Origin of the sequence: Bacillus sp. FSL R5-0585 (assembly GCF_038004545.1) — a bacterium.
Classification (GTDB): domain Bacteria; phylum Bacillota; class Bacilli; order Bacillales; family Bacillaceae_G; genus Bacillus_A; species Bacillus_A cereus.
In genome coordinates, this window is sequence record NZ_JBBORJ010000001.1 from 1 (window position 1) to 15,256 (window position 15,256).

A 15,256-nucleotide genomic window follows, 5' to 3' on the forward strand; every position below is an offset into this window, starting at 1 on the left:
TTTTTAAACGTGTATTTAGGAAGAAATAAAATTCTGGTCTATGTTTTCATTCTCGAAATATGTATTTTTAGGAATTCTATAACTTTTTCTATACAAATAGTCGGAAAAACGCTAGAATACATGGTAGACCATTTTTGTAATAGGAGTGTAGAGCTGAATGTTACATCAATTTTCACGTAATGAATTAGCCTTCGGTAAAGAAGGACTTGAAATATTAAAAAATAGTACAGTCGGTATTTTAGGAATTGGCGGCGTAGGTTCTTTTGCAGCTGAAGCGTTAGCACGTTCTGGCGTAGGACGTCTCGTATTAGTTGATAAAGACGTTGTAGATATTACAAACGTAAACCGTCAAATTCACGCTTTAGTATCTACTGTAGGACGTTCAAAAGTAGAATTAATGAAAGAGCGTATCGCGGACATTAACCCAGAGTGTGAAGTAATTGGACTAGAAATGTTTTATACAGATGAAACATATGAAGAGTTCTTTAAGTACGGTTTAGACTTCGTAGTGGATGCATCTGATACGATTACGTTCAAAATTCATTTAATTAAACAATGTTTACGTCGTAAAATTAAAATTATCTCAAGTATGGGTGCAGCAAATAAAATGGACCCAACTCGTTTCCGTATTGCGGACATCTCTAAAACACATACAGATCCAATTGCGAAAGTCATTCGTACGAAGCTTCGTAAAGAGGGTATTAAAAAAGGTGTAAAAGTTGTCTTCTCTGACGAAAACCCAATCGTAATTCGTGAAGAGGTACGTAAAGAAATTGTACCAGACGAAAATGCAAAAATTCGTAAGGCGAAATTACCGCCTTCATCAAATGCATTCGTACCATCTGTGGCAGGCTTAATTATGGCAAGTCACGTTGTACGTGAACGTATTAAAAATGTAGAAGTGAAACGTGTAGGGCAAGAATAAAAGAAAAGCATATATCTATTTTGGATATATGCTTTTTTATATGTATTAAAGAAATATGGATATTTGCATTACTACTAGTTCAAATGTAAGTAACGCTAGTAAGTAATGATCATATTTATCTGATGTATAGGCGGACGTCTTTTTTAAACTGTTAATGGTGAAAAGAGCTAAAGTCAGGACGAGAAGGACAAGAGTTATTTTGAAGATTATTAATGAAATAGCAACCATCCCCCTTTAAAGGTATATGTTTATAATAACATTTTAGTAAAAAATATCTAATCCGTTTTAGGAGTTTCCTTGTATGACAAGGAGGAATGTTATTGTCAATCTTTGTCGTTAAATCGATATCCTTTATTGAATCGTTGATATATTGCAAGTTGTGATAGATATATTTGAAAAATCGTTGATATATTGCAAGTTGTGATAGATATATTTGAAAAATCGTTGATATATTGCAAGTTGTGATAGATATATTCGAAAAATCGTTGGTATAATTTCATTTACCGACATGTATATATATGGTTCACCGAAAACAAACAAGGATGTCACTCAGTTAAAAAAGTGACATCCCTGTTTTTAATTCTCTGCAGAATAAATAATATCTAAATTCCCATTTTGATCGGTTTTGAAAATCGGGGCAATTTGCTCTTCTTGCTCTTCGACTGAAACAAGTTTTCGAGCACGATCCATAATTCGAACAAGCATCGCGTAATCTTCTTCGATTGCTTGTTGTTTTTTTGTGAGTGCCGCTAATTTCGTTTCAAGTTCATGATTCGTTTTTTGCAGAGAAGTGAGCTGAGCTTGTAATACATCATTTTCAGTTTGCAACTTTGCGAGTGAAGGATTGTTATGTTCTAAATTTTGTAAAAATGAGATGACATTTTGCATTGTAAGATCTTGTTTACTTGGCGTAATATCTTCTGAAAAATCGGCGTCAATTACGAGTTGTTTCGTTTTCGTGAACCGATCTTTTTCTATATTAGCTTCAGAACGTTTTAATTCTTTACGTTGTTTCTTCGCAAGCTGCACCGCATCTTCGTAATTCGGTCTTACTTCAGCATTCCATCTAAAGCCGCAAGCTGCTGAAGTCCGGTTCAACGCATCGCCAACTTCATCAAATGCTTTTATTTGTGTACTTCCGCTGCGAATATGTCGTAAAACAGTTTCTGCTAAAAGGAGATCATCTTCTTTTGTCCATGCATCTTGACGTGTTTTCATAAGCGAAGCCTCCATAATGGTGACGTTTTCGTTTATGTTACCCTTTATTTTTCGTTTTATTCGAAGTTTGTAATCTTTCATAAACAGTAGAAAGTGCTTGCTCAAATTTCCCTGTCGTTTTCGGTTTATAATATTGCTTGCTTTTTATTTTATCAGGTAAGTATTGTTGCCTTACCCAGCCGTTTGGATGGTCGTGCGGATATAAATATCCAATGCCTCTTCCAAGTGATTCTGCGCCTTTGTAATGACTATCTTTTAAATGGCTTGGAATGTCACCTGTTTGACCGTTGCGTAAATCGTGTAATGCAGCATCAAGTGCTTTATAAGCTGAATTTGATTTTGGTGATAAGCATAGCTCGATAACGGCATTTGCAAGTGGGATGCGTGCTTCTGGGAATCCAACTCGTTCAGCTGATTCAATTGCAGCTAGTGTACGTGGTCCAGCTTGTGGGCTAGCAAGTCCAATATCTTCATAAGCCATAATAAGAAGGCGTCTGCCAATGCTTTGTAAATCACCTGCTTCAATAAGGCGTGCTAAATAATGGAGTGCTGCATTTACATCACTTCCGCGCACTGATTTTTGAAATGCTGATAATACATCATAATGAGCATCGCCGCCTTTGTCGTGGACGAAGCTCTTCTTTTGTAAGCATTCTTCTGCAATCTCGAGTGTGATTTCAGCCGCTTGATCGTCTGTAGTAAAGCTAGATAATACAGCAAGCTCAAGTGCGTTATAAGCGGAACGCATATCACCACCAGAGGCGTTTGCAAAGTGATGTAGTGCTTCATCTGTTACCGTTACTGCGTATTCTCCAAGGCCTTTTTCTTTATCTTCTAAAGCTCTTTTTAACCCAATTAAAATATCTTCTTCTGTTAGTGCGTGTAATTCGAAAATTTGACACCTGCTTCGAATAGCGGAGTTTATTGCATGGAATGGATTACTTGTCGTAGCACCAATTAAAGTAAGAAGTCCGCTTTCTAAGTGAGGTAATAGAAAGTCTTGCTTTGCTTTATCTAGACGGTGAACTTCATCTAAAATTAAAACGAGGTGTCGATGCATCTTCGCTTCTTGTACGACAACTTCCATATCTTTTTTATTGTGAGTAACAGCGTTCAATAGACGAAACGGGGTACCGGTACTTCCTGCAATTGCACTGGCAATGGATGTTTTTCCTGTACCTGGAGGACCGTATAAAATCATAGATTGAAAATGATTGGCTTGGACCATTCGCCATAAAATCTTTCCTTCACCAACTAAATGTTGTTGCCCAATAATTTCTTGAATATTTGTAGGGCGCATTCGATGTGCGAGTGGTTGTTTCATTTGGACCGTCTCCCTTAATATATAATCTCGTTCTATCGTATCATTTTTTTCTACGAAATTTGAAATAGGATGCTGTTTTATGGGAAAAATGAAGGGTAATATTTTCATTTTTCTTTCAATTGTAATAATTTCCGAGTTTTTCAATGTGATTTTATGTTATCATTTTGATACACAAGTTGAAATTTCTTATAATACTATATTATGCTATAATTTCATAGGATTTTAAATTGTGTTCTTTTTATAAATAAGATATAACCAATAGAAGTGAAAATTTGAAAAGAGGTGCAAAATAGATGAAAATTTCAACGAAAGGCCGCTATGGCTTAACAATTATGATTGATCTTGCAAAAAAGTTTGGTGAAGGTCCGATTTCATTAAAATCAATTGCGCAGGCGCATGACTTATCTGAGCATTACTTAGAGCAATTAATTTCACCACTTCGTAACGCCCGTCTAGTAAAGAGTACGCGCGGGGCATATGGCGGATATGTATTATCTGATCAACCGGCTAACATTACAGCTGGGGATGTAATCCGTGTATTAGAGGGACCGATTAGTGTTGTAGAAATGATAGAAGAAGAAGAGCCGGCACAGCGCCAGTTATGGATGCGTGTTCGTGATGCCGTGCAAGAAGTGTTAGATAGTACAACGTTAGAAGATTTAGTACGTTATGAGGAAGAAAATCACGGGGGCTATATGTTTTACATTTAATTCCTTGTGAAACGATTTGGAAAGAAGGAGATTTAATGGAACGCATTTACTTAGATCATGCTGCGACATCTCCGACTCACCCAGAAGTGGTCGAAAAGATGATTCCATATATGACAGAAATATTCGGGAACCCGTCTAGTATTCACTTTTATGGACGTCAAACTCGTCACACAGTAGATGAGGCGAGAAGAGTGTGTGCACGCAGCATTCATGCGAATCCGAATGAAATTATATTTACGAGCGGTGGTACAGAAGCTGATAATTTAGCGCTTATAGGTGTAGCACGTGCGAACCGTCATAAAGGTAACCACATTATAACGACGCAAATTGAACATCATGCGATTTTGCATACATGCGAATTGTTAGAGCGTGAAGGGTTTGAAGTGACATATTTACCTGTCGATGAAACAGGGCGCATTCAAGTTTCTGACATACAAAAGGCATTAACAGAAGAGACGATTCTTGTATCTGTTATGTTTGGGAATAATGAAGTAGGGACGATGCAACCGATTGTGGAAATAGGAAAGCTGTTAAAAGAGCATCAAGCGTATTTCCATACAGATGCGGTACAAGCTTACGGTTTAGTAGAAATTAATGTGAAAGAGTTTGGTATTGATTTATTATCAATTTCAGCTCATAAAATTAACGGGCCAAAAGGTGTAGGTTTCTTATACGCTGGTGCAAATGTGAAATTTGAACCGTTATTAATAGGCGGAGAGCAAGAAAGAAAACGCCGTGCTGGTACGGAAAATGTGCCTAGTATTGCTGGGCTTCAGTATGCAATTCTTATAGCTGAAAAAACTCGTGAGCAAAAAAATGCCCAATATGAAGAGTTTAAAGATATAATGGTATCTGTCTTCAAAAATGAAGGCATTACTTTCGAGGTAAACGGAAACTTAGAACATCGCTTACCGCATGTACTTAATGTAAGTTTTACAGGAATGAACATTGAACCTTTCCTTGTGAACTTAGACTTAGCTGGCATTGCAGTATCAAGTGGTTCTGCTTGTACAGCTGGTTCGATTGATCCATCACATGTATTAGTAGCGATGTTTGGAAAAGACTCCGATAAAATACGTTCATCCGTACGCTTTAGTTTTGGACTTGGAAATACGAAAGAGCAAATTGAAAAAGCGGCGTACGAAACAGTGAAAATCGTGAAGCGATTAACACAAAATTAGCATGGGAGGTGACATGATGAACAAACTACCTCACGAAACACGCGTTGTCATCGGAATGTCCGGTGGCGTCGATTCATCTGTAGCAGCACTTTTATTAAAAGAGCAAGGTTATGATGTAATCGGAATTTTTATGAAAAACTGGGATGATACAGATGAGAATGGTGTCTGCACAGCAACAGAAGATTACAATGATGTAATTGAAGTGTGTAACCAAATTGGTATTCCGTATTATGCAGTAAACTTTGAAAAACAATACTGGGATAAAGTATTTACGTACTTCTTAGATGAGTACCGAGCTGGTCGTACACCAAACCCAGATGTAATGTGTAATAAAGAAATTAAATTTAAAGCATTTTTAGAGCATGCAATTGCGCTTGGTGCGGATTATGTGGCAACAGGCCATTATGCACGCGTTGCTTATATGGACGGCGAATATAAAATGCTTCGCGGTGTTGATGACAATAAAGATCAAACATATTTCTTAAATCAATTAAGCCAAGAGCAATTATCAAAAACAATGTTCCCATTAGGTGAATTAAAGAAACCGCAAATTCGTGAAATGGCGAAAGAAGCTGGCTTAGCGACAGCGGCGAAAAAAGATAGTACAGGTATTTGCTTCATTGGTGAGCGTAACTTTAAAGATTTCTTAAGTAACTACTTACCGGCACAACCAGGTGTAATGCAAACATTATCTGGTGAAGTGAAAGGGAAGCATGACGGTTTAATGTATTATACAATTGGACAACGTCATGGCCTTGGAATTGGTGGTAATGGTGATCCATGGTTTGCTGTTGGGAAAAATCTAAAAGAAAACATTTTATATGTTGATCAAGGATTCCATAACGAACTTCTATATGGTGATGAAGTTATTGCTACGAATGTAGGATGGGTAAGTAACAAAGAAAAAGAAACAGAATTTAAGTGCACGGCGAAATTCCGTTATCGTCAAGAAGACAATAAAGTAACGGTTCAAATCGTTGATGAAAATACAGTTCGTATTCTTTGTGATGAGCCAATTCGTGCAATTACACCAGGGCAAGCAGTTGTTTTCTATGATGGAGATGAGTGCTTAGGCGGTGCTACAATTGATGAAGTATACCGTAGTGGTAAGAAATTGGATTATTTAGGATAAATGAGAAGCCTCTGCCGATTAGCGGTTAGAGGTTTCTTTTACATAAAGCGAATTTTCGTTCGCTTGGAAAATACATTCTTTGTTATAATTTATTGTAGAGGTGAAGGACATGTCAAACAAACTTGAAACAGGTATTCAATATATGCAAGAAGGAAACTGGGAAGAAGCAGCTAAAAATTTTACAGAAGCAATCGAAGAAAATCCGAAAGATGCGCTTGGGTACATTAATTTTGCAAATTTATTAGACGTATTAGGTGATAGCGAGCGAGCGATTTTATTTTATAAACGTGCACTAGAGTTAGATGATAAATCTGCAGCAGCCTATTATGGTTTAGGAAATGTATATTATGGCCAAGAGCAATTTACCGAAGCGAAAGCTGTATTTGAACAAGCAATGCAAGCTGGATTACAATCAGCTGATGTAACATTTATGTTAGGTATCACACATGTACAGCTTGGAAATGATCGTCTTGCACTACCATTCTTACAAAGAGCAACAGAATTAGATGAAAACGATGTAGAAGCTGTATTCCAGTGCGGACTTTGCTTCGCGCGACTAGAACACGTTCAAGAGGCGAAACCTTATTTTGAAAAGGTATTAGAAATGGATGAGGAGCATGCAGATGCGTATTACAATTTAGGTGTTGCGTACGTATTTGAGGAAAATAATGAGAAGGCTCTCGCTTTATTTAAGAAAGCAACTGAAATTCAGCCAGATCACTTTTTAGCGGGTAATGGCGTTCGTTTATTAGAGCAAGAAGCTGAATAAGATAAAAATATAGTTTAATGGGTAGTTATCCCTCATCTAAAAAGGTGGGGGATGTACTGCTCATTAAAGTGAAAATACCGGAAAGGAGAGGAAAAATGGGAAATCAACATGCAATGGATTTGTTTGAGGAAGAGAAAAAGTTTATAAAAGCGCAAGTTCTTCATACCATTTTCCACAACGAAGAAAACCTCTATTCCGTTGTCAGTATGAAAGTCATTGAAACGAATGAAACGTATGACGAAAAGAAAGTAATGATAAACGGTCATTTTCCCCGCATGCATGAAGATGAAGTGTTTACATTGACAGGTCATTTTAAGGACCATCCAAAGTATGGAAAACAATATATGGTTGAAACATTTAAAAAAGAATTGCCGCAAACAAAAGCAGGTATGGTGCAATATTTAGCGAGTGATTTATTTAAAGGGATAGGAAAGCGTACAGCTGAAAAAATTGTGGACCATCTCGGAGAACATGCTATTTCTAAAATTATGGATGACCCTGAGGCATTAAATGGTGTTGTTAATAAACAAAAGGCTCAGGAAATATATGAGACAATTGTTGAACATCAAGGATTAGAGAAAGTAATGAGCTTTTTAAATGGCTACGGTTTTGGAACGAAACTTTCTATTAAGATTTACCAGCAATATAAAGAGATGACATTAGAAGTGATTCGTAATAATCCGTATCAACTTATTGAAGAAGTGGACGGGATTGGTTTTGGAAGAGCGGATGATATAGGGCGTGCGTTAGGGATATCGGGTAATCATGACGACCGTGTACGAGCGGGATGTTTTTACACATTAGAGAATGTCTCATTACAACTTGGTCATGTTTATATGAGGAAAGATCAACTTGTAAGAGAAACGATGTCACTTTTAAACAATCAAGAAGGAAGAGTGACTGAGGAAGATATTATAGGTTGTATTGAAACGATGCAAAGTGAAGGGAAAGTCATCATAGAAGAAGAACGAGTGTATTTAGCGACGTTATTCTACTCTGAAAAAGGTGTTGTAAAGTCTATTCGCAGGCTTATGAATCAAGAAGAAACACCTTCATTTCCAGAAGCGGAAGTGTTAAAAACGTTAGGTGAAATTGAAGAACAACTGAACGTACAATATGCACCGTTTCAGCAAGAAGCAATTCAAACGGCACTTCATAAACCGATGATGTTATTGACAGGTGGACCAGGAACAGGGAAAACAACAGTTATTAAAGGGATTGTTGAAATGTATGCGTCACTTCACGGATTATCGTTAAATCCGAATGAATACAGTGATGATAATCCATTTCCAATACTATTAACAGCTCCAACAGGAAGAGCAGCGAAGCGGATGAGTGAATCGACAGGACTTCCAGCTTGCACAATTCACCGTTTACTTGGTTGGACGCCAGAAGGATCTTTCCAGCGTAATGAAACGGATCCTGTCCAAGGTAAGCTCCTTATTATCGATGAATTTTCAATGGTTGATATTTGGCTTGCAAATCAGCTATTTAAGTCGTTGCCGACGAATATCCAAGTTATCGTTGTAGGTGATGAAGATCAGTTGCCATCTGTAGGACCTGGACAAGTATTAAAAGATTTATTAAATGCAGGCGCAGTTCCGACAGTGAAGCTTACTGAAATTTATCGTCAAGCGGAAGGCTCATCAGTGATTCAACTTGCCCATGCGATAAAAAATGGAACTCTACCACCAGATTTAGCGCAAAACAAAAAAGATCGTTCGTTTATCAGCTGTACAGGGGCTCAAATTGTTGAGGTTGTGAAAAAAGTTTGCGAAAATGCTAAAACAAAAGGCTTTAGTGCAAGGGATGTTCAAGTATTAGCACCGATGTACCGCGGGCCTGCTGGTATTAATGTATTAAACGAAGCGCTGCAACAAGTATTTAATCCGAAGAGGGAAAAGAGTAAAGAAATTGCTTACGGCGATGTTGTGTACCGAAGAGGCGATAAAGTACTGCAACTCGTGAATCAGCCGGAGAGCCAAGTGTTTAATGGTGATATTGGGGAAATTGTTTCGGTGTTTTATGCGAAAGAGAACGTTGAGCAACAAGATATGATTATCGTTTCATTTGATGGAATTGAGGTAACGTATACAAAGCCCGATTTAAATCAAATTACGCATGCATATTGTTGTTCCATTCATAAATCACAAGGTAGTGAATTTCCGATTGTTATTATGCCAATCGTGAAAAGTTACAACCGTATGTTACGTCGTAATTTAATTTACACGGGCATTACAAGAAGTAAGAAGTTCCTTATTATTTGCGGAGAGGAAGCAGCTTTCCAATCTGGTGTAAATCGCCTTGATGATGCAATGCGTCAAACAACCTTAGCTAGTCGCTTGCAAGAATCACAAGGAGAAGTACAGATGGTCACAGTTAATGGCGAGGAAATGGACGTGGAAAACATTTCACCGTATGATTTCATGTAACAAGGTGAAATTATATAGTGAAACTTTCAAGCGCATAGCGTTGAAAGGCTCCAGTAAAATGTATAAATGAATGCAGTTTGGACATAATGGCGAATAGAATCTGGGAGACTGTAAGGAGATGAAAGCCATATGTTTATTTGTCCAAATTGCAAAGGGAAAGACATTGGAAAAATAGGTGTCAACCAATTTTATTGCTGGAATTGTTATATCGAATTATCGGTTTCAAAGGGGAAAATCCATACGCATCAAGTTGAGGAAGATGGTTCACTAAGCTCTCTTGATGATTTATTTGATGAGAATGAAAGAACGATCGGATAACGAAAAGGGGGATTTACTTTGAATCTACGCAATTCATTAATCGCATTAGGTGTTGGAGCTGCAGCATATCAATATGCTCGTAAGCAAGATGTATTTTCAAAACGCAATATGAAAAAAGCACGTAAGATGATTAAGTCTTACTTATAATCATTTCGATAAAGTGAAAAACTCCCTTGTAGACAAGGGAGTTTTTTTATGCACCCATATGCAAATAAAAAAGTCCGATCTCTGAGAAAAGATAAGATAGACCGTAGCAGCCAACGCCAAGTATTCCATACTGCCATAATTGCTTCGCTTTTTCTTTACGTGAGGAATGAATAAAGAACCCCTTCCAAATACCGAACCCGATACAAATCCATTCAAGAATCATAAAAAGTGCTGATAATCCAAGCATAAACAAAACCATAATTAGCCCTCCTGATTATATTAATTCATGCTGTATTCTCAGGGGTGGTTGTCCTTGTTATGTTATTTATATGTACGTCTTTAAAAAACAGTATGGTCCGTATGAAAAGATTTTAAAAGTTTCGCACATAACCTACCCCATTTATTTTCAAAATAAAGGTGGAGGAGGTTTTTCATGTGAAGAATCTTAAAATCATTTGGATATATCGTTTAGGATTATTGTTACTTGTTTTTCTTTGTCTGCTCGTCTTTTTAAAAATTAAGCCGCTATGGGCACCGATTATTTTTGTATTTAAAGTAGCAATCACGCCGTTTCTTATCGCGTGTTTTATTGCGTATTTATTGCACCCTTTAATTGAAAAAATTCATAAGGAAGGGATGCCCCGTACACTTGCCATTTTGCTCATTTATATCCTTTTCTTTGGCGGAATTGGTTATGGGATTTATAAAGGAACACCAGTCGTTATTAAACAGTTACAAGAGATTAATGAACAATTTCCCCAGTTTACAAAGATGTACGATTCGTGGATGGATGGCGTTACAGAACAAACGGCGAATTTCCCTTCGTTCATTCATGAAAAGGTGAAACAACTTTTTGTCGGGGTAGAAACGAAGATTCAAGCGCTTTTAAATAAAGTGATGAGTACAGCTCGTGGTGTACTCGATTCATTGCTCATTATTTTCTTAATACCGTTCATTGTATTTTACATATTAAAAGATTATGGTGAGTTTTATCATATCTTTTGGAAACTAGTCCCAAGTAAATGGCGAGGTACGGGGCAAATGCTTGCGAAAGAAATTGATAAATCACTTGGAAGTTATATTCGAGGACAGTTATTTGTTTGTTTAGTATTAGGGGGAGTATCAGCTCTTTCTTTTTGGTTTATCGGTATGAAATATCCATTATTGCTTGGCATTATTATTGGGGTAACGGATATAATCCCGTACTTCGGTCCTATTTTAGGAGCAATCCCGACGTTAATGATTGCAGCAACAGTATCAACGAGTTTACTTATTAAGGCGGGGATCACAATTGCGATTTTGCAATTTGTGGAGAGTAATATTTTATCGCCTTACATCGTTGGTAAGTCACTTCGTATGCATCCCGTTATTATTATGCTTGCCTTACTAGTTGGGGGAGAGGTAGCTGGGATTGTAGGGTTGCTAATATCGGTTCCGATTTTAGCAGTTATTCGCACTGTCATTGTTCATGTGAGACCGCTCTTGAAAAAAGAAGATGTGTAAGTATAGAAGCCCTCTATGTAAGAAATAGAGGGCTAATCATATATTTATTTAGAAAGCTGCTCGTGTATCTTTTGAACGAGGGAGCTCACATCATTTGTTTGAATATGTTTTATTTTTTTCCATTCGTTATCATACATAAATACAATTTGATTGTTGAAAAGACGCTTTTGTTCTTTTAGATTAGAAATTTTTGCGAAAGAGTACTCTTCAAATATTGGATTCTTACTTACATCTGGCCCATAAAAGAATAGCCTTTTGTTCGTTAAAATTAGCAATCCTGGCCTTGCGACGGAACGATAAATAAATATGTCTAATGAACATGCTGCGTAAAATAATATCGTTTCGTCAGTCGCTAATATGTTTTTAGCTTTGCTAAGTAAGGTTGTCATTGTGATCGCTCCTTTATTTTATTAACAATAATTTAATTATAACAAAAAAAGTAATATTTAGAAATTTTTATAAATTATTCTTATAAGGAGATTCCGATTTATTAATAAATGCATACTATATGAAAAGGCTGTTAAGAATGAATAGTAGAATACTTAGGATTAATAAGTAATTAATCCAATATAAATGATTATCTACATTGACAAACTTAAGAGAATTCTATTATATTTAGTCATATAATACATTAAATCAATGACGGAACAAGTACGTTACAGTCCATTTATAGAGAGAAGCTTCCATATGGCTGAAAGAAGCTTTAAATGAAGGGTAACAGAAAGCTAATCCTGAGAGCAGCTAATCACTGCCGTCTTGCCACGTTACGGCACCATGAGGTGATGAATTGATTGTTATTGTAATCAATTCATAATTAGGGTGGTATCGCGAGTTAACTCTCGTCCCTTTTATAGGGACGGGAGTTTTTTATATTTAAGGAGGAAAATACAATGAAACAACTAACAGGCGCACAAATTCGTCAAATGTTTTTAGACTTTTTCCAAGAAAAAGGACATGCAGTAGAACCTAGTGCATCACTAGTTCCGCATGAAGATCCATCTCTTCTATGGATTAATAGTGGTGTAGCTACATTAAAAAAATATTTTGATGGACGTGTAATCCCACAAAATCCACGTATTACAAATGCTCAAAAATCAATTCGTACAAACGATATTGAAAACGTAGGGAAAACAGCTCGTCACCATACATTCTTTGAAATGTTAGGAAATTTCTCAATTGGTGATTACTTCAAAGAAGAAGCAATTACATGGGCTTGGGAATTCTTAACGAGCGACAAATGGATCGGATTTGATAAAGAATTACTATCTGTTACAATCCATCCAGAAGATGAAGAAGCATTCACAATTTGGAATGAGAAAATGGGCGTTCCAAAAGAGCGTATTATCCGCTTAGAAGAAAACTTCTGGGATATCGGTGAAGGCCCAAGTGGACCGAATACAGAGATTTTCTATGACCGCGGAGAAGCTTACGGTAATGACTTTAGTGACCCAGAATTATATCCAGGCGGAGAAAACGAACGTTACTTAGAAGTATGGAACCTTGTATTCTCTCAATTTAACCATAATCCAGACGGTTCATATACACCACTTCCTAAGAAAAACATTGATACAGGGATGGGTCTAGAGCGTATGACATCTATCGTTCAAGATGTGCCTACAAACTTTGATACAGACCTATTCATGCCGATGATTGGTGCAACAGAAACAATTTCTGGTGAAAAATATCGTAATGGCGATTTAGAAAAAGATATGGCATTCAAAGTAATTGCTGACCATATCCGTACAGTAACATTCGCTGTTGGTGACGGTGCTCTTCCATCTAACGAAGGCCGTGGTTATGTATTACGTCGTTTATTACGCCGCGCTGTTCGTTATTCGAAGAAATTAAACATCAACCGTCCATTTATGTTTGAATTAGTACCGGTTGTTGGAGAAGTAATGAAAGACTTCTATCCAGAAGTACTTGAAAAGAAAGATTTCATTGCAAAAGTTGTGAAGAACGAAGAAGAGCGTTTCCATGAAACACTTCATGATGGTGAAGCGATTTTAGCTGAAGTAATTGCAAAAGCAAAAGAAGAAAAAACAACTGTTATTTCTGGAGTAGATGCGTTCCGTCTATATGACACATACGGTTTCCCAATTGAATTAACAGAAGAATATGCAGAAGAAGCTGGCATGACAGTTGATCATGAAGGTTTTGAAAATGAAATGGAAAAACAACGTGAGCGTGCACGTGCTGCTCGTCAAGACGTTGATTCTATGCAAGTTCAAGGTGGTGTCCTTGGAGAAATTAAAGTAGCGAGCGAATTCGTTGGTTACGGTACAGTTGCAACAGAAAGTAACGTTGTTGCACTTGTGAAAAACGGTGAATACACAGACAGCTTACAAGCTGGTGAAGAAGGACAGTTAATTCTTGATGTAACACCATTCTATGCTGAGAGCGGTGGACAAATTGCAGACCGTGGTTACCTTCTTGCAGATGGTGTGAAAGTTCTTGTAAAAGACGTACAAAAAGCACCAAACGGCCAAAACTTGCATAAAGTTGTTGTTGAAGAAGGTACATTAACGAAAGATGCGGCTGTAAAAGCTATTATCGATACGAAAAACCGTAGTAGCGTTGTAAAAAATCATACAGCAACTCACTTACTACACCAAGCATTAAAAGACGTACTTGGAACACACGTTAACCAAGCAGGTTCTCTTGTAACTTCTGAACGTCTACGTTTTGACTTCTCTCACTTCGGTCAAGTACAAGCTGACGAATTAGAAAAAATTGAGCGTATGGTAAACGAAAAAATTTGGGAAAGTATTGATGTTGAGATTTCTCAAAAAGCAATCGAAGAAGCGAAAGAAATGGGCGCAATGGCATTATTCGGTGAAAAATACGGAGATGTTGTACGCGTTGTACAAGTTGGCGATTACAGCTTAGAGCTTTGTGGTGGTTGTCACGTTGATAATACAGCTTCTATCGGTATTTTCAAAATCGTTGCTGAGTCTGGTATTGGTGCAGGAACTCGTCGTATTGAAGCAGTAACTGGTAAGTCTGCATACGAATTAATGAACGATCAAGTAGGTTTATTAAAAGAAGCAGCAGGAAAAATGAAAACAAATCCGAAAGATATTTTAACAAGAGTTGATGGTCTATTTGCTGAAGTGAAACAACTGCAAAAAGAAAATGAATCTCTTGCTGCGAAATTAAGCAATATCGAAGCTGGAAACTTAACTGATTCTGTAATGACAGTTGATGGTGTGAATGTATTAGCAGCGAAAGTAAATGTTGCAGATATGAACAACTTACGTACGATGATGGATGATCTGAAAAATAAATTAGAGTCAGCAGTTGTTGTATTAGCGTCTGTTAATGACGATAAAGTAAACATCTTAGCAGGTGTAACGAAAGACTTAATTAGCCAAGGTTACCATGCTGGTAAACTTGTGAAAGAAGTAGCTTCTCGTTGCGGCGGTGGCGGTGGCGGCCGTCCTGATATGGCACAAGCAGGCGGTAAAAATCCAGCTCAAGTCGAAGAAGCTTTAGCATTTGTACAAGAGTACGTTAAATCTGTTTCAAAATAAAGAGATAGTAGTGTACAATGGTAGGGAGAGGAGAAGTTCTTCTCCCTATACTTACTATATAAGT

Annotated in this window: 14 protein-coding genes and 1 other annotated feature; of the genes, 10 read left to right on the plus strand and 4 right to left on the minus strand. The window is 37.2% G+C overall.

What is annotated here, in order from left to right:
• Positions 1 to 157 precede the first annotated feature (157 nt).
• Positions 158 to 925, plus strand: a complete 768-nt coding sequence (locus MKY38_RS00005) for a tRNA threonylcarbamoyladenosine dehydratase (protein ID WP_000903179.1) — start codon at positions 158 to 160, stop codon at positions 923 to 925.
• 576 nt (positions 926 to 1,501) lie between these two features.
• On the opposite strand, the gene MKY38_RS00010 is transcribed toward MKY38_RS00005, so the two are convergent.
• On the minus strand, positions 1,502 to 2,143 hold the full coding sequence (locus MKY38_RS00010) for an RsfA family transcriptional regulator (protein ID WP_114555857.1): 642 nt from the start codon (positions 2,141 to 2,143) through the stop codon (positions 1,502 to 1,504).
• Between the two features lie 37 nt (positions 2,144 to 2,180).
• The gene (locus MKY38_RS00015) at positions 2,181 to 3,467 is read right to left on the minus strand and encodes a replication-associated recombination protein A (RefSeq protein WP_000812943.1); all 1,287 of its coding nucleotides are present in this window, start codon (positions 3,465 to 3,467) and stop codon (positions 2,181 to 2,183) included.
• A gap of 293 nt (positions 3,468 to 3,760) precedes the next feature.
• Between MKY38_RS00015 and cymR the strand changes: the two genes are divergently transcribed.
• The 7 genes from cymR (at position 3,761) to MKY38_RS00050 (ending at position 10,156) form a co-directional block, all read left to right on the plus strand.
• The gene (gene cymR, locus MKY38_RS00020; protein WP_000704116.1) at positions 3,761 to 4,177 is read left to right on the plus strand and encodes a cysteine metabolism transcriptional regulator CymR; all 417 of its coding nucleotides are present in this window, start codon (positions 3,761 to 3,763) and stop codon (positions 4,175 to 4,177) included.
• A 35-nt stretch (positions 4,178 to 4,212) separates the two neighbouring features.
• Positions 4,213 to 5,358 carry a cysteine desulfurase family protein gene (locus MKY38_RS00025; RefSeq protein WP_114555858.1) on the plus strand — a complete coding sequence of 382 codons (1,146 nt, stop codon included), beginning with the start codon at positions 4,213 to 4,215 and terminating at the stop codon, positions 5,356 to 5,358.
• 16 nt (positions 5,359 to 5,374) lie between these two features.
• Positions 5,375 to 6,490: a tRNA 2-thiouridine(34) synthase MnmA gene (gene mnmA, locus MKY38_RS00030; RefSeq protein ID WP_001038010.1), complete on the plus strand. Its 1,116-nt coding sequence runs from the start codon at positions 5,375 to 5,377 to the stop codon at positions 6,488 to 6,490.
• Positions 6,491 to 6,599: 109 nt separating this feature from the next.
• Positions 6,600 to 7,259, plus strand: coding sequence for a tetratricopeptide repeat protein (locus MKY38_RS00035; RefSeq protein WP_000066409.1), 660 nt, complete (start codon positions 6,600 to 6,602; stop codon positions 7,257 to 7,259).
• Between the two features lie 95 nt (positions 7,260 to 7,354).
• Entirely contained in the window at positions 7,355 to 9,691 is a 2,337-nt protein-coding gene (gene recD2, locus MKY38_RS00040; protein WP_000528082.1) for an SF1B family DNA helicase RecD2, read from the plus strand.
• Between the two features lie 129 nt (positions 9,692 to 9,820).
• On the plus strand, positions 9,821 to 10,009 hold the full coding sequence (locus MKY38_RS00045) for a hypothetical protein (protein ID WP_000469281.1): 189 nt from the start codon (positions 9,821 to 9,823) through the stop codon (positions 10,007 to 10,009).
• Between the two features lie 18 nt (positions 10,010 to 10,027).
• Positions 10,028 to 10,156: a YrzQ family protein gene (locus tag MKY38_RS00050; protein ID WP_001053553.1), complete on the plus strand. Its 129-nt coding sequence runs from the start codon at positions 10,028 to 10,030 to the stop codon at positions 10,154 to 10,156.
• Between the two features lie 46 nt (positions 10,157 to 10,202).
• Here MKY38_RS00050 and MKY38_RS00055 read toward each other — a convergent pair whose 3' ends face one another.
• Complete coding sequence (locus MKY38_RS00055; RefSeq protein WP_000242535.1) at positions 10,203 to 10,415, minus strand: hypothetical protein; 213 nt, start codon at positions 10,413 to 10,415, stop codon at positions 10,203 to 10,205.
• A gap of 176 nt (positions 10,416 to 10,591) precedes the next feature.
• Here MKY38_RS00055 and MKY38_RS00060 point away from each other — a divergent pair, with 176 nt between their 5' ends.
• Positions 10,592 to 11,659, plus strand: a complete 1,068-nt coding sequence (locus tag MKY38_RS00060) for an AI-2E family transporter (RefSeq protein ID WP_000793128.1) — start codon at positions 10,592 to 10,594, stop codon at positions 11,657 to 11,659.
• A gap of 44 nt (positions 11,660 to 11,703) precedes the next feature.
• Here the strand turns inward: MKY38_RS00060 and MKY38_RS00065 are convergent, their stop codons facing one another.
• On the minus strand, positions 11,704 to 12,048 hold the full coding sequence (locus MKY38_RS00065) for a PH domain-containing protein (RefSeq protein ID WP_000209579.1): 345 nt from the start codon (positions 12,046 to 12,048) through the stop codon (positions 11,704 to 11,706).
• Between the two features lie 241 nt (positions 12,049 to 12,289).
• Positions 12,290 to 12,509 (plus strand) — a binding site (T-box leader).
• Between the two features lie 40 nt (positions 12,510 to 12,549).
• Here MKY38_RS00065 and alaS point away from each other — a divergent pair.
• Positions 12,550 to 15,192, plus strand: a complete 2,643-nt coding sequence (gene alaS / locus MKY38_RS00070) for an alanine--tRNA ligase (RefSeq protein ID WP_000811825.1) — start codon at positions 12,550 to 12,552, stop codon at positions 15,190 to 15,192.
• The last annotated feature ends 64 nt before the right edge of the window (positions 15,193 to 15,256 follow it).

Coding starts and splice junctions, on each gene's coding strand:
- MKY38_RS00005 (WP_000903179.1), top strand. CDS start 158: ATGTTACATCAATTTTCACGTAATGAATTAGCCTTCGGTAAAGAAGGA.
- MKY38_RS00010 (WP_114555857.1), bottom strand. CDS start 2,143: ATGAAAACACGTCAAGATGCATGGACAAAAGAAGATGATCTCCTTTTA.
- MKY38_RS00015 (WP_000812943.1), bottom strand. CDS start 3,467: ATGAAACAACCACTCGCACATCGAATGCGCCCTACAAATATTCAAGAA.
- cymR (WP_000704116.1), top strand. CDS start 3,761: ATGAAAATTTCAACGAAAGGCCGCTATGGCTTAACAATTATGATTGAT.
- MKY38_RS00025 (WP_114555858.1), top strand. CDS start 4,213: ATGGAACGCATTTACTTAGATCATGCTGCGACATCTCCGACTCACCCA.
- mnmA (WP_001038010.1), top strand. CDS start 5,375: ATGAACAAACTACCTCACGAAACACGCGTTGTCATCGGAATGTCCGGT.
- MKY38_RS00035 (WP_000066409.1), top strand. CDS start 6,600: ATGTCAAACAAACTTGAAACAGGTATTCAATATATGCAAGAAGGAAAC.
- recD2 (WP_000528082.1), top strand. CDS start 7,355: ATGGGAAATCAACATGCAATGGATTTGTTTGAGGAAGAGAAAAAGTTT.
- MKY38_RS00045 (WP_000469281.1), top strand. CDS start 9,821: ATGTTTATTTGTCCAAATTGCAAAGGGAAAGACATTGGAAAAATAGGT.
- MKY38_RS00055 (WP_000242535.1), bottom strand. CDS start 10,415: ATGGTTTTGTTTATGCTTGGATTATCAGCACTTTTTATGATTCTTGAA.
- MKY38_RS00065 (WP_000209579.1), bottom strand. CDS start 12,048: ATGACAACCTTACTTAGCAAAGCTAAAAACATATTAGCGACTGACGAA.
- alaS (WP_000811825.1), top strand. CDS start 12,550: ATGAAACAACTAACAGGCGCACAAATTCGTCAAATGTTTTTAGACTTT.